The organism is Actinoplanes sp. M2I2 (genome assembly GCF_023544445.1).
In the GTDB taxonomy this organism is placed as follows: Bacteria; Actinomycetota; Actinomycetes; order Mycobacteriales; family Micromonosporaceae; genus Actinoplanes.
In genome coordinates, this window is record NZ_JALPVJ010000015.1 from 39519 (window position 1) to 58186 (window position 18668).

Below are 18668 nucleotides of genomic sequence, written 5' to 3' on the forward strand. Positions count from 1 at the left end.
TCTTGGTTCCTTACGGCAGCCGGGGCAGGACTTCGGTCTCGAAGACCTTGTCGGGTTCCTTGAGGTGGCACCGCGAGGTGCGACCCAGATCTGCCGTCCGGGGGATCAGGTCGGGCCGCAGCGTGGTGCACCAGTCGTCGGGCACGCGGTCCTTGAACTCGCAGCGCGGGTGGAACGGGCACCCCGAGGGCACGGCCAGCAGGCTGGGCGGCGAGCCGGGGATCGGGTGCAGCGGCTGCGGCTCGCCGGTGAGCGCCGGGATGCTTTCGAGCAGACCCCAGGCGTACGGGTGCAGGGGCTCACCGAGGATCTTGTTGACCGGGCCGTGCTCGATGGCGGTGCCCGCGTACATCACCAGGATGTCGTCGGCGATCTCGGCGACCACCCCGAGGTCGTGGGTGATGAAGACGACCGCCGAGCCGAAGTCGCGCTGCAGGTCGGAGATCAGGTCGAGGATCTGGGCCTGCACGGTCACGTCGAGCGCGGTGGTCGGCTCGTCGGCGATCAGCAGTTTCGGGTCGTTGACCAGCGCCATCGCGATCATCGCGCGCTGCCGCATGCCGCCGGAGAACTCGTGCGGGTACTGGTCGACGCGCCGGCGCGGGTTGGGGATGCCGACCCGGCCCAGCATGTCGATCGCCCGCTCCTTGGCGACCTTCTTGCTGACGTTGTTGTGCGTCCGGTACGACTCCATGATCTGGTTGCCGATCGTGAAGTACGGGTGCAGGGACGACTGCGGGTCCTGGAAGATCATCGCGGCGTCGCCACCGCGGTAACCCTCGAGGTCCTTGTCGCTCATGCCGACGACCTCGCGGCCGCCGACCTTGATCGAGCCGCTGATCCGGGCGACCTTGCGATCGTGCAGGCCGAGGACCGCCATGCTGGAGACGCTCTTGCCCGACCCGGACTCGCCGACGATCGCCAGGGTGCGGCGCAGCGGGACCGAGTAGCTCAGGCCCTGCACGGCCCGCACCAGGCCGTCGGCCGTGGGGAACTGCACCTGCAGGTCGGTGACCTCGAGGTACGCCTCCTCGTTGGCCGCCGCCTCGCGGGGGACGCGGGTCACCGTGTGCGGGACCCCGGTGGTCTGGTCGCTCATGCTGCCGCCTTCGTGCTGCGGGGGGTGGACTGCGGAGTGGGGGCCGGGATCATCCGAGCCGCACCCGCGGGTCGAGGAACGTGTAGACGATGTCCACGACGAGGTTCATCACAACAAGTACCACCGAGCCGATGAGAACGCCGCCCATCAGCACGGGGAGGTCGTACTGCCCGAACGCCCGCAGGGTCAGCAGGCCGAGGCCGGGCAGGCCGAAGATGCTCTCGGTGAAGATCGCGCCGGTGAGCTGGAAGGCCAGGTCGATGCCGAAGATGGTGACGACCGGGGTGAGCCCGGCGCGCAGGCCGTGCCGGTAGACGACGCGTCGCCGGCTGATGCCCTTGGAGGTCGCGGTGCGGACGAAGTCCTGCCCGAGCGCCTCGATCATGGAGGCGCGCGAATATCGGGTGTAGGAGGCGGCGTTGGTGACGCCGATCGTCAGCCAGGCCGCGAGCAGACCGCTGGCCCAGGTCAAGGGGTTGTCCAGGAACGGGTGATAGCCCGATTCGGGCAGGAACGTGGCGTAGAGGGCGACCAGCAGGGCGAAGACGAAGTACGGGACGGCCTGGACGACCAGCGTCGTGCCGACCATGAACCGGTCGAGCGACGTTCCGCGTACCTGTGCCGCGATCGTGCCGCTCAGGATGCCGACGAGGAGATAGACGACCGCGCCGCCGATGACGATGGAGACGGTCACGGGCAGGGCCGCGGCGATCAGCTTGGTCACCGGCTGGCCCAGCGTGTACGAGTAGCCGAGGCAGGGCGCGGAGCAGTGCCGGACGACGCCGCCGGTGGAGTACTCCCGCCCGACGACGATGCCCTTCATGTAGAGGGCGATCTGCTCGACCTTGGGCTGGTCGAGTCCGAGGCTCTGCTCGATGTCGGCGACCCGCTCGGGCGTGCAGCGGGGGCCGCAGATGACGCCGGCCGGGTCGGTCGGCGCGAAGAAGAACAGCGCGAAGCTGGCCACCAGCGTCACGATCACGACGGAGATCGCGCTCAGGACGCGTCGCAGGATGTACAGCAGCACCGCTTGCTCCTCTTTCATCACGGCGCCGGGGTGGTTCCCGGGGATTCGATCGGACACGCGTCGATAGCCGCGCCGCCGGAGTTCTCATTCTTGCGGCGGGGTGGCCCGGCCCGCTCGACGGCAGGCCGGACCACCCCGATTTACAGCTGTTGGTGCGTCAGCTCTTCAGGTACATGTTCACGAAGAGCGGCATACCCATGGTCGGGTCACCGGCCGTGGTGCCGACGTTGGTGCCCTTCACGACGGCCAGCTTGTCGTAGTACGTCGGCAGGGCGACGTACTGCTCCATGATCTTCTTGTCGAGCGCGGCCCACTTCGAGGTCGACTCCTCCGCCGGCAGGTTGGCGATGTCGTCGATCTCCTTGTCCAGGGCCTTGTCGCTCAGCATGCCCCAGCTCTGGCCGTCCGAGATGCTGTGCGTCTGGAACAGCACCGGGAACCAGGAGCCACCGGTCGGCCAGTCGGAGCACCAGCCGGCCGGGCTCTGGCCCATGTTGACCGGGGCGTCGTAGTCGCCCTTCTTGGTGCGCAGATCGGCGGTGGAGACACCGATCGCCTTGACCTTGAAGCCGGCCTTGGTGAGCGCGTCGCTGCGGATCTGGCTGACCTGCTGCGTGAGCGGCTTGGTGTTGTCGAAGTAGTAGCTGAGCTCGAAGCCGGCCTTGCCGGCCGCGTCGAGCATCGCCTTGGCGGCGGCCGGGTCACCGGCGCCCGCGCCGGCCAGGTCGGCGACCGGGGTGTACTTCTCGTAGCCCTGAACCGAGGGGGGCATGACCGTGCTGGCCGGCTCGGCGACGTAGTCGTTCAGGCCGGCGGCCTTGTAGAGCGCGTCGTACGGGTAGGCCTTGGCGACGGCCTTGCGGACATCCGCCGGGATCTTCCGGGTGTCGAGCTGCCACACGATCGTGCAGGAGCTCTGACCCTGGACCAGCTGCTCGCGCTTGTCGCCGGTCAGCTGCGGGATCAGCGAGGCGTCCAGCTCGTCGTAGTTGATCGAGTTGGCGTCCTGGCCGTTGCTGTTGAGCACCGCCTGCTGCGACTTGATCGCGTCGGCGCCCCACTGGAAGTTGTAACCGTCCAGGTACTGGTGCCGCACCGGGTCGGTGTTGGGGTCCCAGTTGGTGTTCTTCTCCAGCACCAGCGAGGTGCCGGCCTGGTAGCTCTTGAACTTGTACGGGCCGGTCGCCAGCGGCTTGTTCTTGTAGTCCTGGCGGGTGTCCTTGGCCTTCGGGATCGGCGTGAACGCCGGGAAGGTCAGGTAGAACGGCAGGTCGGAGAACTGACGGGCCAAGTGGATGATCAGGGTGTCGGTGCCCTGGGTCTCCACGCCCGAGTAGTTGTCGCCGTCCTTGTAGGGACCCTTGTACTTGTCGCCGTCCTTGAAGTACTGCAGCTGGTAGGTCGGGCCGTTGACGTAGATGTCGTGGGCGAACGACCGCTTGATCGAGTACGCGAGGTCTTCGACCTTGACGGGGGTGCCGTCCTCGTACTTGATGTTCGGCTGCATCTTGAAGGTCCACGTCAGCTTGTCGGCCGACGGGGTGCCCAGGTCGGTGAGGTCCGGGACGAGGACAGCCTTGCCGTCACGGATGTCGAACTGGGTCGGCGTACGGAACATCGTCTTGCCGATCTCGTTCGAGTCGACGTAGTAGATGTCCGTCGGGTCGAAGGTGTTCGGCGTCGTCTGAGCCACGACGTTGAGGACACCGCCCTTGCGGGCTCCCTCGATCTCCTTGGCCGGCCCCTTGGCGTTGGGGTCGGTCGCGTTGACCTGCGCCGTGATCTTGTTATTGTCGCCGCCGCCCTGCGAGTCGCTGTTCGACGACGGGCTGCTGCAGCCGGCCACACCTAGCGCCACAGCGGCGGTGGCCGCAATGGCAACGTTGAATCGCCTTGCCATTTCTCCTCTTCTCATACTGGACGTCACCACGTCACCGTCGGGTGCGGGGATCGAATGCGTCACGGATCGAGTCGCCGAGCAGGCTCAGCGCGAGCACCAGGATCGTGATGGCGGCCACCGGGATCCACAGGTAGAGCGGATCGGCCCGGTACCAGTTCTGGGCGGCGTAGATGGTCAGGCCCCAGGACGGCGTCGGCTCGGTGAGCCCGACGCCGAGGTAGGTCAGACCGGCCTCGGTCACGATGTAGGTCGGCAGGGCCATCGAGACCGAGATGACGATCGGCGCGACCAGGTTGGGCAGCAGTTCCTTGAAGAGCACCTTGCGGGTCGGCACGCCCAGCACCTTGGCCGCGGAGATGAACTCCCGCTCACGCAGGGTGAGCACCTCGCCGCGGATCAGGCGCGCCAGGCTGGCCCAGCCGAAGAAGGACAGCACGAGGATGAGCGAGTAGAAGCGCACATTGGCGACCTCGTCGTTGCCGGCGGCCTCGCTGTTGCCGACGAACACCGCCAGCAGCGCGGCCGGGACAGCGATCGCGAAGAGCAGGTAGGGCAGGCTCAGGACGAAGTCGATGACCCAGGACAGGATCCGGTCGATCCAGCCGCCGAGGAAACCGGCGACCAGGCCGACGGTCACCCCGACGATCGTGGTGACCACGGTGACCGAGCCGGCGACGATCAGCGACGGGCGGGCGCCGTAGACCCAGCGCGCGAACAGGTCGCGGCCCAGGCGCGGCTCGACACCGAACCAGTGCTCGCCGTTGGGCGCGATGGTCGGGTAGCCGTACTGGTCGATCAGGTCCTGGTTGAGCGTCGTCGGGTCCTGACCCTCGAGCTTCGCGAGCAGCGGCGCGAAGATGGCGATCAGGACGAAGAAGACGAAGATGCACGCGCAGATGACCGCGACCTTGTCCTTGCGCAGGCGCGCCAGGGCGATCTGGGTCGGCGACTTCCGGCGGGTCTCCACCTTCACAGCCTCGCCGGTCGGCGCTGCAATCGCGTCGGTCGGCGCACCCTTGCGGGCGAGCTCGGCCTCTTCGATCAGCGGTTCCAAGCGTCGGTCACCTCCATCGGACGACACACCTCGCATACGCCGTGCGTGAGAGGTATTCGGATGCTGCGCTGGGAAAGGTAGCCCGGATCTCGGGCGTAGGAAATGAGTTGACGCATCGAATGAATAACAGCCCGCTGAAAGTCGTGGATGGCTGATGTCACAGCCGGCCCCTCCCCCGCCGGGTGCGAAGCGGGAGTTTAACCCGTGAATCGCCCATAACGACGATCACCTTCGCCTCCAATGTCCGGAATGAAATACCCGTGGGCAATCGTACTGTTGCGCAAAGTTATCAAAGTCGGCCCCACCGCCCGGCCGCCCGCTGTTTCGTCCCCGTTTCCCGAGGGTGTCGATCTTGGCTGACGGCACCGTCGGTTTCTACGGCGGGGATCGCCCGGCGACGCAAGATCTTCGGCACATACGCGATTACGGGGCCGTATCGACGGCGATCCCGCCCGGCAGAGCGCGCTTCGACGGTGATCTCCCGCGCTCGGATGTGTCCCCCGGACTACGCGGCGTAGGGCCGGGAAAGGCCGCCATACGACGACAGCGGCCATTCCGATAACGAATCGGGTCTCCATTCGGGCCCATTGCACACTTCGAAGCCCGTCTTAGCCGGCCGGAGCCAGCGCGGTGAGGATCTCCTCGGCCCGCTCGCGGGCCACGCCCGGGTCGGCGTCCGGCGCCCCGATCAGCGGGTCCCAGTTGAGGTCGTAGAACAGCTCCGTGACGCCGGCCTCGGCGTACAGCTCGGCGCCGCCCCGGATCTGGGCCCAGTCGCCGGACAGCGGCACGGCGTCGTCACGCCGGCCGGCCCGCACGACGGCGCGCACGACGATCCGGACGGAATCGGGATCACGCCCGGCTTCTTCGGCGGCCCGCCGCACGATCTGAGTGCCGCGGCCGATCTCCTCGAACGTCAGCCGGCTGCTGCTCACCCAGCCCGCGGCCAGGCGGCCGGCCCGGCGCAGCGCGACGTCGGCCGTGCCCCCGAGCAGCACCGGCGGACCGCCCGGCTGCGCCGGCGGCGGCGCCATCGTGCTCGGTGGGACGCGATAGAGCTCGCCCTCGAACGACGCCACCGGGTCGTTCCACAACGTGCGCAGCACCTCGAGGTACTCGCTCATGCGCCGGCCCCGCGGGCTGGGGGCGGAGCCGGTGGCGGTGAACTCGGGCTCGGACCAGCCGGTGCCCAGCCCGAGATCGAGGCGGCCGCCGGAGAGGCGGTCGAGGGTGGCGGCCTGCTTGGCCAGGTAAGCCGGGGAGACGTACGGGATGTTGATGACGGCGACGCCGAGCCGGATGGTGCTGGTGCGGGCGGCCGCCCAGGTCAGCGCGATCAGCGGATCGAGCACGCTCTGATAGACCGGGGCCAGGCGCTGCTCGGCCCCCACCAGGAGGCGCTGGAACGACCACAGTCCGTGATAACCGAGCCGCTCGGCCCGTTCGGCGAACCGGCTCAACGACTCCGGATCGGCCCACGCCCCCGCCACCGGAGCCCCGCAACTGATCAGCATCAGGCCAGGCTAACGGGCGACGCGGTCGTACTCGGCGCTCAGTGCCCGGCCGAGTTCGGCCAGGCGGGAGTCCGGCGCCGCCGCCTGGACGGCCGCGATGAAGACGTCGTACGCCGCCTCGAGCTCGGTCAGCTCCCCGTCCTGCAACAGCAGCATGTAGGCCGCCTCGGCGACGCGGCGGAAGTCGGCCGGGGTCTCGGCGGGTGGGCCGGCCGGGCCGGGCTGGTCCGGGGTCTCGGCCGGCTCGTCGGCCGCGGGACCGGTCTCGGGCACCGCCATCTCGGCCCGCAACCGCAGGCTGGCGCTGAACAGACCGACCGGTGAGCCCTCGAACAGCGACGCCGGTTCGTAGTCACGGGCCACCAGCCCGGCGCCGCGCGCGACCATCTCATCCGGGTCGAGGTCGGTGCGGATGCGGGCCGCGCCCCAGCCCAGGTAGGCGGCCAGCCGCTCACGGATCGCCGGGATCCGGGTCGACCCGCCGGCCAGCACGACCTGGTCGATGTCGCCCCAGCCCACGCCGTGCGCCGCGCGCGCGGCCGCGATCGCCTCGCTGAGCAGGTCGAGCGAGCGCTGCACGTCCGGCTCGATCATCGCCTCGAAGGCCCGCCGGCTCAGCGGCACACTGGCGCTGACCGTGGCGGTCAGCACGGGCAGCTCGAGGGTCGTGGTGTCGGCCGTCGACAGCTCACGTTTGCGGATCTCGGCCTCCCACCGCACCCGCTGCCGGATGGCCCTGTCCTGGCTGAGGTCGACGTGGTGCCGCTCGCGGATCTGGCGCAGCACGTGGCCGACGATCAGCTCGTCGAAGTCGTCGCCGCCGAGCAGCTGGTCGCCGGCGGTGCCGAGGACCTCGACCGTGCCGTCGGCGACCCGCACGACGGAGGCGTCGAAGGTGCCGCCGCCGAGGTCGTAGATCGCGTAGGTGCCGGGCGGGGCGTCCACGCCGAGCACCATCGCGGCGGCCACCGGATCCTCCACCAGCCGGCGCACGTTGAGCTGGGCCAGCCCGGCCGCCTCGCGCAGCGCCCGCCGCTGCGCCTCGCCGGCCGCGGCCGAGACAGTGATCACGGCGTCGTGGATCAGCTCGCCGACGAAGGCCTCGGCCTGCCGTTTGAGCTCGATCAGGAGAAAGGCGCAGAGGTCGCGGGGCAGATAGGTGCGGCCGCGGAACCGGACCCGGTCGCCGCTGCCCAGCCGGCGCTTGATGCCGGCGATCACATTTTCCGGGTCGCCGGCCGGCGGCACCCCGGCGACCACGTGACCGGACCTGTCCTGGCCCACCGAAGCCGGCATGGTGGGCGCGCCGGTCGGGCACCGGACGACCTGCAACTTGGCGCCGTCCCACACCGAGATCGCGCACGAGCTGGTGCCGAGGTCGATCCCGACCACACGATGGAAAGAGGAGTACGCGTCGGGAAGCTCGGTCAAGCCCACCCCCTGTGACCAGCAGTTCCGGGTGCTGAGCGTCACGGCAACGACCCGGCCGAAACGAGCGCGATCGATCCGTCGGACATCCGACTGACGCTGGACAGGTCCCTCAACCCTCGACGCCGGTCGCGTCGTGCGGCGCGCCGACCGGCTTGGACTGCGACGACCCGCGCTGTCTCAGATAGATCGCCAGGATCGCCATCGAGGCGACCGCCAGCAACTCGGACTGCCAGTTCTGCAGGGTGCGGTCCCAGAAGTCGGCCGCGAGCAGGTACTGCCCCCACGAGACGGGGTCCTGCAACTCGCTGAGCTGTTCCTCGTTGAAGGCGGCCACCCCGGCGACCGACTGCGCGAACCAGGAGCCCAGGAAGATCAGACCCATCACCAGGCCCAGCGAGCTGGAGAAGATCCGGGTGCGCCAGCCACCGGTCCGGGCCCACTTCGGCGAGTCGTCGTCGGCGAACCGGCCGATCTTCTGCTCCTCGTCGGTCTCCCGGCCCGGTTTGTCGAGCGCCTTGGACTCCGGCGACCCCTTCTGCAGCAGCCACACGGTCAGCATGATGAAGAGGAAGAACTGCAGGTACTCCGATTGCCAGTTCTCGGCCACGTCGGCGCCGAAACTGGCCGAGGTGACGTAGCGCCAGAAGGAGACGTCGGGCAGCCCGGTGCCCCGCTGCATCTCGTTGAACACGGCCAGACCGGCGAACGCCTGCCCGATCAGCACGATCAGGAAGAGCAGACCGAAGACCAGCCCGATGGCGTTGTCCCGCACGAAGCGCTTCACCGGTGCAGCACCCCCAGCGCCGTGAAGTACACCAGGCCGGCGGCGACGACGATCAGCAGCAGGACGAACAGCGCGCGCATCTCACTCCCCCTGGACCGTGCAGTCGTACGGCCGGCTCGCCTGCGGCGTGCAGCCGGCCGCCACTACCCGCCAGCCACCCGGGAAGGCGCCCAGGAAGACGGTGTCGTCGCTCAGCTTCACCTGCGCCCATTGCCCGTAGACCGACGTCTCGACCACGGTGCCGGGCCGGGGCAGGTCCTTGTCGAGGATCGCCTCGGGACACGGCTCGTCCTCGGCGACGGACTCGACCGTGCCGGGCGCGAGGATCGCACAGGCCGCCGCACCGTCGCCGGCGTCGACCGCGGCGTGCAGCCGGGTGGCAACTTCGGAAGCGGCGGCCTCCCGGTCGCCGACCGAGGAACATCCCGCGACTGCCCACACGAGGAACGCCGCAGTGAGGCATCGTAAGCGGATCACCGCCGCGGCATCCCCCGATTTTGAGCAGCTATGCATGATCCCTGGGACGAAGCCCCGGACGGGTCACGCGGCGGCGCGTTCGGCGTCGGCCAGCGCGTGCTCGGCCCAGCCGATCCGCTGCGGGGTCAGGCCGGCCTGACGGGCCTGGTGCACCGCCTCGCGGAGCAGGCGCCGGGCCTCGGGCACGTTCCCGGTGGCCAGCTCGGCCTCGCCCAGCGCCAGCGTGCCGGTGGCTATCCGCCGCGGGTCGCCGTGGCGCTCGCGCAGCACCTGCGACCGGCGCAGGTGGCGCAGCCCGCGCTCGGCGTCGCCGGCCACGAAGACATGGAAGAAGCCGATGTGCCGGTGAACCTCGGAGCGCACCATCTCGTCGGCGTAGCTCTCGGCCAGCGCCAGCGCCTCGGTGTAGAACGGCATCGCGGTCGCCCAGTCGCCGCGCAGCACCTGGTGCACCAATCCCAGGCCGAACAACGACTCGGCGGCGCCCGACGCGTCGCCGACCTCGCGCTGGATGCGCAGGGCCGCGGTGAACAACTGCTCCTCGGTGGCCCAGTCGGCCCGGGTCAGGTCGCCGCCGATCGCGGCGAAGTGCGCCAGCAGGCCCAGTCTGGTCAGGGCAGCCGCCTCCTCGACCGGCTGGCCGACGTCGCAGGCCAGCCGGCGGGCGCCCTCGATCATCTGCCAGGCGGGCAGGAAGTCGCCCGTGCGGAACGCTGCCTCGAGCATGGCCTCCGTGCCCGCCGCCAGCAGAGTCGCCGCGGTCTCCATGGACGCTACGTTAGCGCCTCATCACCCTCCGATGCGTCCCAGAGCTTCATCGATGGGCGTCGACCCGCCGAAGAGCTCGAACGTCACCCCGGCGGTCGACGGCGTGGTGAGGCAGGCGGCCACCACGGCGGCCACGTCGTCGCGCGGGATCGCGCCGCTGCCCCCCATCTCACGGGTGATGGTGACCAGGCCGGTGCCGGGGTCGTCGACGAGATGGCCCGGTCGCACGATCGTCCAGTCGAGGTCGCCGCGCCCGGTCACGTACGCGTCGGCCTCGCCCTTCGCCTCCAGATAGCCGCGCATGGCGTCCCCGCCGGCCGCGGGGTCGTGGGCGCCGATCGACGAGATCATGACGTAGCGGCGGACGCCCTGGCCGACCGCGGCGTCGGCGAGCTTGACGGCGCCGCCGAGGTCCACGGTGCGCTTGCGCGCTGGTCCGCTGCCCGGTCCGGCGCCCGCCGCGAAGACGACCGCGTCGGCGCCCTTGACGTACGGGGCGAGCGACTCGTCGTTCTCGAGGTCGCCGATCACCGGGACCGCGCCCACGGCCTGCAGGTCGGCAGCCTGATCGGGCTTGCGGATCAGTCCACGGGCGGTGTGCCCGGAGTCGGCGAGGAGCTTGAGCAGGCGGAGGGCGATCTGGCCGTGGCCGCCGGCAACGAGAATGTCCATACCGCCAACCTATGCCGAGTCGCGCACGACCAGCGTGGGCTGGAAGGTCACCGACCGGGGCAACCGCCCCGGGGTCGCGATGTGGGCCATCAGCACGGCGGCCATCTCGGCCGCCATCTCCTCGACCGGCTGGCGGACGGTGGTCAGCAGCGGACGGCAGTCGAGCGCGGCACTGCTGTCGTCGAAACCGACCACGGCCAGGTCGTCGGGCACCCGCCGGCCCAGATCCTGCACGGCTTGCAGCGCACCCTCGGCCATCAGGTCGCTGGCCACGAAGAGCCCGTCGAGGTCGGGATGCTCGGCCAGCAGCCGCCGGGCCGCGGCCTCACCGCCCGCCCGGGTGAAGTCGCCCTCGACCGCCGGGACGCCGGCGAAGCCCCGGTTGGCCAGGAACGACCGGAAGCCGTCAAGGCGGTCGAAACCGGACGGGATGTCGAGCGGCCCGCTGATCGTGGCCAGCCGGCGGCAGCCGCGCATCAGCAGGCGCTCGGCCGCCAGCCGGGCCCCCAGCCGCTGGTCGACGTCGACGAAGCTGACCGCGATGGGCGAGGTCGGCCGGGCCGACACCACCGCGGGGATGCCCAGCTCGTGCACCTGACGGGGCAGCGTGTCCTGTTCGTGGCTGCTGATCAGCAGGACGCCGTCGACGTGCCCCTGGCGCAGGTAGCGGATGACCTGGTGATGGTCGGTGGAGTCGGTCGGGATGATCACCAGGTGGATGTCGTGCGGCCGCAGGGCCCCGGTGGCGCCCGCCGTGATCCGGCCGAAGTAGGGGTCGGTGAAGATCCGGTTCAGGAAGGAGTGGTTGTCGGGCCGGTCGGGCTCGCTGATCACCAGGGCGACCGAGTTGGAGCGCCGGGTGACCAGGCTCCGGGCCGCCACGTTGGGCACGTAGCCGGTGTCGGCGATCGCCCGCTGCACCATCTCGCGGATCTTGGCGTCCACGCTCGGGGCGCCGTTGATCACCCGGGAGACGGTCGCACGGGACACCCCGGCCGCCTCGGCCACCTGGTCCATCGTCGGATGCTGCCCACCGCGCGCGGGCCGGGTTGTCATGCGGTCCGTTATAGCACCGGGTGAAATGCGGGAAAGTGCGCTCTCTCGGCCCCGGGGGTGGGGACGGGTGCCGCCGCCGTCAGTTCCTCCGCCGGCGACACCCGTGGTCATCAGGGACGCCCGTCGGTGCCGCACTTGACGATCGGGCGGATGCAGTCGTTGACCCGCCGGGCCAGCTCCTCCACCGGCCAGGCGTTGAAGAAGTCGCCGTGCATCGTGTAGCCCGGGCCCGAGGCCAGCCGGAAGTTCGCCGGGTTGCCGTTGACCGGGTACCGCATGACCTGACGCAGCTTGGGCACCACGACCGGGTGGGCGGGCGGGCAGGCGTTGTTGACCGGGTACGCCATGTGGCTCTTGTGATCCGGCGAGTCCAGGTTCACCCCATCCCAGCAGTGCGGGAAGTCCAGGTAGGACTCGAGCATCGTGCCCGCCGGGCAGTTCACGAAGTCGTGCGACGAGCCCACCTGACCGGCGTGCAGGCACGACCAGCGCGACAGGGTGTTGTCGTTCGGCCCCGTGGCCCGGGCGTTGCCGGCCACGATCCGCAGGCCGAGCGGGAACGGCTGGGTCTGCGCGATCAGGTCGTCGCGCACGCCCTCACCCAGGTAATAGAAGATGCCGGTGGTCGGCTCGACCGGGGTGTTGCCGTTGTACAGGGTCGGGATCCAGTACGACGACTTGTCAATCGACGGGTTGCAGTTGCTGTTCGCGTTGAGCAGGTCCTGCGTGGTGGAGAACGCGTTGGTCACCTCGCTGCCGAAGAAGCTGTGCATGTGCGAGGCGCCGGGCAGGCCGGGGAAGATGATCGGGTCGTCCGGCAGCCGGTGGCTGAACGGGCAGTCGGCCAGGAACTCGGAGACCCGGACGGCGCCCGGCGGGATGGTCGGCGTGGTCGTGCCGCCACCGCTGCCGTACACCTGGAACTCGGTCAGCGAGACACCCCACTGCGTCGCGCGGGCGGTGGTCTCGAGCCGGACGTAGCGGCCGGTGCCGGTGGCGGTGATCGTCTGGCGGCCGCCCGTGCCGTTCGTGGTGCTGTGCAGCGTGCTCCACGACGACCCGTTGGCCGAGACCTTCACGCTGAAGGCGCGGGCGTACGCGGATTCCCAGTTGATCACCACCGACGAGATGGTGGCGCTCGCGCCCAGGTCGACCTGCAGCCACTGCGGGTCGCTGAACGCGCTGGACCAGCGGGTGCCGAGGTTGCCGTCGACGGCGTTGGAGGCGGGGAACGCGGCCGACTCGGTGGAGCTCGCGGTGGCCGTCCTGCCCTGGGAGATCAGGGCGTCGGCGGCGCTCGCGGTCGAGGCGTTGACTACTAGATAGGTGGCGAGCAGGGCCGCGGCGGCCACGGCCAGCAGGGGACGTTTTCTCATGGGGATGCCGTCCTCGGGGAAAGGCCGGGGGCTCGCGCCCCCGGCCGGACGATCACTGGTAGACGCGCACGTAGTCGACGAGCATGCGGGCCGGGAACGGGGTGGTGGCGTCGATCGGACCGGGGAAGTCGCCACCGACGGCCAGGTTGAGGATCAGGTAGAACTTGTGGTCGAAGATCCACGGGCCGCGGGTGTTCTCCACGGTGTCCTTCTTGGCGTCGTAGACCAGCCGGCCGTCCAGGAAGAACCGGATGCCCTTGCTGTCCCACTCGGCCGCGTACACGTGGAAGTCCTGCGACAGGTCCACGCCGGCCGCGTTCTTCTGGCCGTAGCCGCCGGCGCCGTTGTAGGCCGGGGCGTGCAGCGTCGTGTACATCTCGTTGGTGTTGCGGCCGAGGACCTCCATGATGTCGATCTCGCCGTTGTACGGCCACGGGCGTCCGCTGAGGAAGTCCTCGCCCATCATCCAGAAGGCGGGCCACAAGCCGTTGCCCTTCGGCACCTTGATGCGGGCCTCGAACCGGCCGTACTGGGCGCTGAACTTGCCGCCGGTGTTCATCCGGGCCGAGGTGTACTGCCGGCCCTGGTAGTCCTGCCGGCGGGCCTCCATGATCAGGTTGCCCTGACCGTCGGTCTGCGCGTTCTCGCTGTTCGGCGTGTAGTACTGGATCTCGCCGTTCTGCGGGACGCCCGGGTCGTACGTCCACTTCGCCGTGCTCGGCTTGGTGCCGGCGCCCTCGTTGAAGTTGTCCTCGAAGACCAGGCGGGTGGCCGGGAAGGACGGGTCGGCCGGCGTGTTCGGCGGGGTCACCGGCGCGCCGCCGGTGCCGTAGACGCTGAACTCCCACAGCGAGTAGCCGTAGGCGCTGCTGCGCGCGGTGCCGTACATCCGCACGTAGCGGCCGGTGCCGGTCGCGTTGATGACGTCCTTGAGGCCGTCACCGGCGGTCGTCGAGTAGATCGACGTCCAGTTGGCGTTGTCGTTGGACACCTGGATCTGATACGCCCGGGCGTACGCCGGGTCCCACTGCAGCACGACCTGGCTGATGGTCGCTGTGGCGCCCAGGTCGACCGAGACCCAGCCCGGGTCCACCCAGCCGTTCGTCGAGCTCGTGGCCCAACGGCTGGCCGGGTCGTTGTCGAAGGCCTTGTCCGGGGTGCACGGGTTGCAGTTGACGTCGTTCTGCGAGGTCGAGGCCTGAGCCGGCTTGTTGTACGACAGCAGCCGGGCGCTGCCGGACGGCGGCGGGGTGGTCGTCGGCGGCGGGGTCGTCGGCGGGGTCGTCGTGGGCGGCGGGTCGGTCGGGGTGGTGCCGCCTGAGAAGACCTGGAACTCCCAGAACGAGTAGCCGTAGGTCTCGAGCGCCCGCTGGGTCAGGTTGATCCGCACGTAGCGCGCGGTGCCGCTGACGGCGATGCTCTGCTGGCCACCGGCGCCGGTCGTGGTGGCGTACGCCTGGGTGTAGGTGCTGCCGTTGGCCGAGAACTGGATGGTGAACGCCTTGGCGTAGGCGCCCTCCCAGTTGATCGCGATCCGGCTGACCGCGGTCGGCGAGCCGAGGTCGACCTGCCACCACTGGGCGGCCGAGAAGGCGCTGGCCCACCGGGTGCCGTTGTTGCCGTCGACCGCCTCGCCGGGCTGATAGCCGCCGGCCGCCTCGGTCGACGAGGCGGTGGCGGTCCTGCCCTGCGAGACGACGGCCTCGGCCGCGCTCGCGGCATCGGTGGTGGCGACGAAATAGGCGGCGAGAAGGCCGAAGACGGCCGCGCCGAGAGTGAGGAACCGGGCCGGGGACAGCCTCCTGCGAGGTGTCCCGAAACCGTCCAGGACCGGGGATGTCATGGAGCACTCCTGGGGATGGGGATGTGTCCGAGCGATTTCGGCCTGGGGAACGGCGTGTGAAAGCGCTCTTTGTGACGACACTGTTAACCGGCGCTCCAACCCCTGTCAATGCCTGGTAGAGGGCCGGGAAGCGCTTTCTCAGACGTTCTCCCAGGTGGCGAGCCGAACAGCCGCGACGGTTCCGGAACCGTCGCGTGTCCTATTCGCACGGAAACCCGAAGCAGGTACAGTTTCCGGCCATGACCGACACCGACCAGCCAGCCGGCCGTCACGCGGCCAAGCAGGACGATCTGGGCGCCCGCTCCACTGTCAACATCAAGAAGTACCTGGAGAAGGACGAGGCGCTCGAGCGTCAGGCCTCCGGCCGCCACGCGGCCCCGGAAGACCAGCCCGAGCGCTAGGTTCACCTCCCGCCGGGCACGGGTCGCCCTCGCCGAGGGCGGCCCGTCAGCAGCCACCCGGTGCCGGTCGTCACTGGTTGCCGGGCGACGGCCACGGCGCCGAACCCGGCCACGAGGGCCACGTTGACCACCACGGCGAGCCAGCCCAGGTTCGCGATGTGGGCGACCGGCCAGACGAGCCCCGCGACGGCCACCACCGGCGCGACCCAGGACGGTCCGATCCCGCGCAGCACGACGGCGCCCAGCAGCAGGGTGAGCGGGAAGAACAGGCCGAGTGGCTTGATCAGCGACGCCACGCCGGTGGCGTCGACCAGATCGGTGTCGCCGAGGGACACGTGGATCGTGTTGAAGCCGTACGCCACATTGCCCGCCGCGCCCACGGCGCCGGCCACGAGCAGGACGGCGGCAAGATAACCGCTGCCCAGGGTCACGAGCCGCAGCAGAACGACCGTGTACCCGATCGCTCCGAGAACGTGGCAGACGGCGGCGGCCGGGTCGTCCCAGCCGCGGGTGGCATAGAGGACGTCGGCGATCAGATAGATCACCGGCGCGACGATCAGTGAGGTGTCGAGCACCCGGTCCAGAGGCGTACGAGTCATGCCGCCACAGTCGTCCCGGGCACCGCCGCGCACATCCGGGCCGGCCCTGGCCACATCGCAGGGTTATCCCTGGTCACATCCGGCGTCCGCGCTGGCACGATACAGGCGTGAGCCGTGCCGGGACGCTGGGCGGGGCGGCGGGCGCGGTGACCGTCGCCTCGGTCGCCGGTGGCCTCGCGCTCGGCCCGCACGTCGGCAACCTGCACAACGGCCTCATCGCGATCACGTTCACGACCGTCGGCCTGTATGTGGTGCGCCGGCGGCCCGGCAATCGCGAGGCCCGGCTGTTCGTCGCGGTGGGCGTCGTCCACGCGGTGATGTTCGCCGGGCGGCAGTACGGCCTGCACCCCGGGCCGCTGCCGGGCGCCTCGTGGATCGGCTGGCTCGGCGTCTGGCCGCTGCCGCTCGCCCTCGTGCTCGTGGGTGTCGCGGTGATGAGCTTCCCGTCCGGCCGGCTGCCGTCGCCCGGGTGGCGGCCGGTCGTCGTCGCGCTGGCCGTCGCCGGCCTGGCGCTGTCCGCGGTCTCGGCCCTGTGGCCGGTCGAATACGCCCGCATCGGCCTGGTCGCCGCCCACCCGCTCGATCTGCCGGGCTTCGCGGCGGCCGACGCCTTCTACCGGGCCGCCCGCCCGGTGGCTTACCTGCTTTTCCAGCTGACCTGGGCGGCCTGCGTCGTGGTGCGCATCCGGCGGGCCCGCGGTGACGAGGCTCGCCAGCTCCGCTGGTTCGTCGCCGCCGTGGCGCTGTCGGCCGTGGTGATGGTGGCCGGGCTGGCGATCGGGGGTTCGCCGGTTCCGGGCACGCTGGCCATGCCGCTGGTGGCCGTGGCGGCCGGGGCGGCGATCCTCAAGTACCGGCTCTACGACATCGACCCGGTGATCAACAAGTCGCTGGTGTTCGGCGCGATGGCCGCGGTCGTGACCCTCGGGTACGCCGTGCTGGTGGTCGCCGTCGGCCGGCTCGTCGACGGTCACGGCACGGTGCTGTCGCTGGTGGCCACCGGCATCGTCGCGGTCGCCTTCGAGCCGCTGCGCCGCCGCGTGCAACGGCTGGCCGACCGGATCGTGTACGGCCGGCGGGCCACCCCGTACGAGGCCCTGGCCCGCCTGTCGGCCCATCTCACCGCCCCGGCCGGCGGCCTGCTCGACGGCCTGACCGCCACGGTCGCCGACGCCGCCGGGGCGCGCGAGGTCGTCCTCTGGACCGGTCCGGCCGACGAGCTCCGGCCGGTGTCGATCTGGCCCGCGACGGCGTCGCTCCCGGCCGGGCCGCGGGGGCCGGTCGTGCCGGTCGTGCACGACGGGCGCCACCTCGGCGCCGTCACCGTGCTCAAGGCGCCGGGCGAGAGCCTGTCCGGCGCCGAACTGCGCCTGGTCGGCGACCTGGCCGCCCAGGCCGGGCTGGTGCTGGAGCTGCGGGCGACCGCCCAGCGGCTCGTCGCGGCCGGGGACGCCGCCCGGCGGCGACTGGAACGGGACCTGCACGACGGCGCCCAGCAGCGGCTGGTGACCGTCGCCCTGGAGCTGGGCGCGGTGGTTCGGCTGGCCACCGACGGTGGAGCCGGGGAGATCGCGCGGCGCGCCGACGGCGTACGCCGGCAGTTGCTCGAAGCCACCGCCGAGCTGCGCGAGATGGCCCGTGGACTGCACCCCGCGGTCCTGACCCAGGACGGTCTGGAAGCCGCGGTCGGGTTCCTGGCCGACCGGTCGGCTCTGCCGGTCCGGCTGTCCGTGGCGGTTTCGCGGCGTCTCCCGCCGGAGGTGGAGTCCACGGCCTACTTCGTCGTCTGCGAGGGGCTGACCAACGCCGCCAAGCATTCCGGCGCCGCGATCGTGACCGTCGACCTGCGACTCACCGGGCCCGAGCTGACCGTGGAAATCTCCGACGACGGCTGCGGCGGCGCCGCGACCCGGCCGGGCAGCGGGCTCGAAGGCCTGGCCGACCGGCTCGCCACGCTCGACGCCCGCCTCACCGTCGACAGCGGACCGGCCGGCACCGCCCTGCGGACGGTGATCCCGTGCGCGTGATGCTGGCCGACGACGCGGTGCTGTTCCGGGAGGGCATGGCCCGCGTCCTGGCCGACGTCGGGTTCACGGTCACCGGCCAGGCCGGCGACGGCGCGGCCCTGCTCGACCTGGTGCGCACCGACCCGCCCGACGTCGCCGTGATCGACCTGCGGATGCCGCCCGCCTTCTCGAGCGAGGGCCTCGACACGGCGGCCGCGATCCGGGCTGCGGTCCCCGGCGTCGGCCTGATGGTGCTGTCGCAGTACGTCGAAGTCCACCACGCGCTGCGGCTGATGACCGACTTCGACGGCGGAGTGGGCTATCTGCTCAAGGACCGCGTGTCCGACCTGGAGGCTTTCGGCGCCGACATCGGCAAGGTGGCCCGGGGCCAGACCGTCCTCGACCCCGAGCTGGTGGCCCGGCTGGTCGCCCGGCGCCGCGAGCGGGATCCCCTCGACGCCCTCACCGGCCGCGAACGCGCGGTGCTGGCCCTGATGGCGCAAGGCCTGTCCAACACCGCGGTCGCCGCCGACCTGCACCTGGCGGTCAAGACCGTCGAGGCCCACGTGACGTCCATCTTCACCAAGCTCGGCCTGCACCAGGACGACCGCGAGCACCGCCGCGTCCTGGCCGTCCTGACCTTTTTGCGAGCCTGAAGGAA

Annotated in this window: 17 protein-coding genes; 3 read left to right on the forward strand and 14 right to left on the reverse strand. The window is 70.6% G+C overall.

The window, feature by feature from the left end:
- Positions 1-10: 10 nt before the first annotated feature.
- The 13 genes from HJC40_RS28845 to HJC40_RS28905 all read right to left on the reverse strand — a co-directional run bounded on the left by HJC40_RS28845 (position 11) and on the right by HJC40_RS28905 (position 15001).
- Positions 11-1099: an ABC transporter ATP-binding protein gene (locus HJC40_RS28845; protein WP_250005797.1), complete on the reverse strand. Its 1089-nt coding sequence runs from the start codon at positions 1097-1099 to the stop codon at positions 11-13.
- 49 nt (positions 1100-1148) lie between these two features.
- Positions 1149-2126 carry an ABC transporter permease gene (locus tag HJC40_RS28850; RefSeq protein ID WP_250005799.1) on the reverse strand — a complete coding sequence of 326 codons (978 nt, stop codon included), beginning with the start codon at positions 2124-2126 and terminating at the stop codon, positions 1149-1151.
- A 157-nt stretch (positions 2127-2283) separates the two neighbouring features.
- The gene (locus HJC40_RS28855; protein ID WP_250005801.1) at positions 2284-4026 is read right to left on the reverse strand and encodes an ABC transporter substrate-binding protein; all 1743 of its coding nucleotides are present in this window, start codon (positions 4024-4026) and stop codon (positions 2284-2286) included.
- A gap of 31 nt (positions 4027-4057) precedes the next feature.
- Entirely contained in the window at positions 4058-5080 is a 1023-nt protein-coding gene (locus HJC40_RS28860; protein ID WP_250005803.1) for an ABC transporter permease, read from the reverse strand.
- A 608-nt stretch (positions 5081-5688) separates the two neighbouring features.
- A complete protein-coding gene (locus tag HJC40_RS28865; RefSeq protein ID WP_250005805.1) occupies positions 5689-6594 on the reverse strand; it encodes a TIGR03619 family F420-dependent LLM class oxidoreductase in 906 nt (301 codons plus the stop codon).
- Positions 6595-6603: 9 nt separating this feature from the next.
- Positions 6604-8025: an Hsp70 family protein gene (locus tag HJC40_RS28870; RefSeq protein WP_250005807.1), complete on the reverse strand. Its 1422-nt coding sequence runs from the start codon at positions 8023-8025 to the stop codon at positions 6604-6606.
- Between the two features lie 109 nt (positions 8026-8134).
- Positions 8135-8809 (reverse strand): DUF6766 family protein, encoded by a 675-nt coding sequence (locus HJC40_RS28875; protein WP_250005809.1) that lies wholly within the window; start codon positions 8807-8809, stop codon positions 8135-8137.
- Positions 8810-8890: 81 nt separating this feature from the next.
- Entirely contained in the window at positions 8891-9286 is a 396-nt protein-coding gene (locus tag HJC40_RS28880; protein WP_250005811.1) for a hypothetical protein, read from the reverse strand.
- Positions 9287-9349: 63 nt separating this feature from the next.
- Positions 9350-10054, reverse strand: coding sequence for a tetratricopeptide repeat protein (locus HJC40_RS28885; protein WP_250005813.1), 705 nt, complete (start codon positions 10052-10054; stop codon positions 9350-9352).
- A gap of 21 nt (positions 10055-10075) precedes the next feature.
- The gene (locus tag HJC40_RS28890; RefSeq protein ID WP_250005815.1) at positions 10076-10726 is read right to left on the reverse strand and encodes an SDR family oxidoreductase; all 651 of its coding nucleotides are present in this window, start codon (positions 10724-10726) and stop codon (positions 10076-10078) included.
- A 9-nt stretch (positions 10727-10735) separates the two neighbouring features.
- The gene (locus HJC40_RS28895; protein WP_250005817.1) at positions 10736-11782 is read right to left on the reverse strand and encodes a LacI family DNA-binding transcriptional regulator; all 1047 of its coding nucleotides are present in this window, start codon (positions 11780-11782) and stop codon (positions 10736-10738) included.
- A gap of 110 nt (positions 11783-11892) precedes the next feature.
- Complete coding sequence (locus HJC40_RS28900) at positions 11893-13158, reverse strand: DUF1996 domain-containing protein (RefSeq protein WP_250005819.1); 1266 nt, start codon at positions 13156-13158, stop codon at positions 11893-11895.
- Between the two features lie 52 nt (positions 13159-13210).
- Complete coding sequence (locus HJC40_RS28905) at positions 13211-15001, reverse strand: discoidin domain-containing protein (protein WP_250005821.1); 1791 nt, start codon at positions 14999-15001, stop codon at positions 13211-13213.
- A 239-nt stretch (positions 15002-15240) separates the two neighbouring features.
- On the opposite strand from HJC40_RS28905, the gene HJC40_RS28910 reads away from it, so the two are divergent.
- Positions 15241-15402 (forward strand): hypothetical protein, encoded by a 162-nt coding sequence (locus HJC40_RS28910; RefSeq protein WP_250005823.1) that lies wholly within the window; start codon positions 15241-15243, stop codon positions 15400-15402.
- A gap of 2 nt (positions 15403-15404) precedes the next feature.
- Here HJC40_RS28910 and HJC40_RS28915 read toward each other — a convergent pair whose 3' ends face one another.
- On the reverse strand, positions 15405-16001 hold the full coding sequence (locus HJC40_RS28915) for a hypothetical protein (protein ID WP_250005825.1): 597 nt from the start codon (positions 15999-16001) through the stop codon (positions 15405-15407).
- Between the two features lie 107 nt (positions 16002-16108).
- Between HJC40_RS28915 and HJC40_RS46285 the strand changes: the two genes are divergently transcribed.
- Both HJC40_RS46285 and HJC40_RS28925 read left to right on the forward strand, forming a co-directional pair.
- Complete coding sequence (locus tag HJC40_RS46285; RefSeq protein ID WP_250005827.1) at positions 16109-18028, forward strand: histidine kinase; 1920 nt, start codon at positions 16109-16111, stop codon at positions 18026-18028.
- Positions 18019-18663, forward strand: a complete 645-nt coding sequence (locus HJC40_RS28925) for a response regulator transcription factor (protein WP_250005828.1) — start codon at positions 18019-18021, stop codon at positions 18661-18663. Before HJC40_RS46285 ends, HJC40_RS28925 begins: the two co-directional genes overlap by 10 nt.
- Positions 18664-18668: the final 5 nt, after the last annotated feature.

Coding starts and splice junctions, on each gene's coding strand:
- HJC40_RS28845 (WP_250005797.1), bottom strand. CDS start 1,099: ATGAGCGACCAGACCACCGGGGTCCCGCACACGGTGACCCGCGTCCCC.
- HJC40_RS28855 (WP_250005801.1), bottom strand. CDS start 4,026: ATGGCAAGGCGATTCAACGTTGCCATTGCGGCCACCGCCGCTGTGGCG.
- HJC40_RS28865 (WP_250005805.1), bottom strand. CDS start 6,594: ATGCTGATCAGTTGCGGGGCTCCGGTGGCGGGGGCGTGGGCCGATCCG.
- HJC40_RS28885 (WP_250005813.1), bottom strand. CDS start 10,054: ATGGAGACCGCGGCGACTCTGCTGGCGGCGGGCACGGAGGCCATGCTC.
- HJC40_RS28890 (WP_250005815.1), bottom strand. CDS start 10,726: ATGGACATTCTCGTTGCCGGCGGCCACGGCCAGATCGCCCTCCGCCTG.
- HJC40_RS28895 (WP_250005817.1), bottom strand. CDS start 11,782: ATGACAACCCGGCCCGCGCGCGGTGGGCAGCATCCGACGATGGACCAG.
- HJC40_RS28900 (WP_250005819.1), bottom strand. CDS start 13,158: ATGAGAAAACGTCCCCTGCTGGCCGTGGCCGCCGCGGCCCTGCTCGCC.
- HJC40_RS28905 (WP_250005821.1), bottom strand. CDS start 15,001: ATGACATCCCCGGTCCTGGACGGTTTCGGGACACCTCGCAGGAGGCTG.
- HJC40_RS28910 (WP_250005823.1), top strand. CDS start 15,241: ATGACCGACACCGACCAGCCAGCCGGCCGTCACGCGGCCAAGCAGGAC.
- HJC40_RS28915 (WP_250005825.1), bottom strand. CDS start 16,001: ATGACTCGTACGCCTCTGGACCGGGTGCTCGACACCTCACTGATCGTC.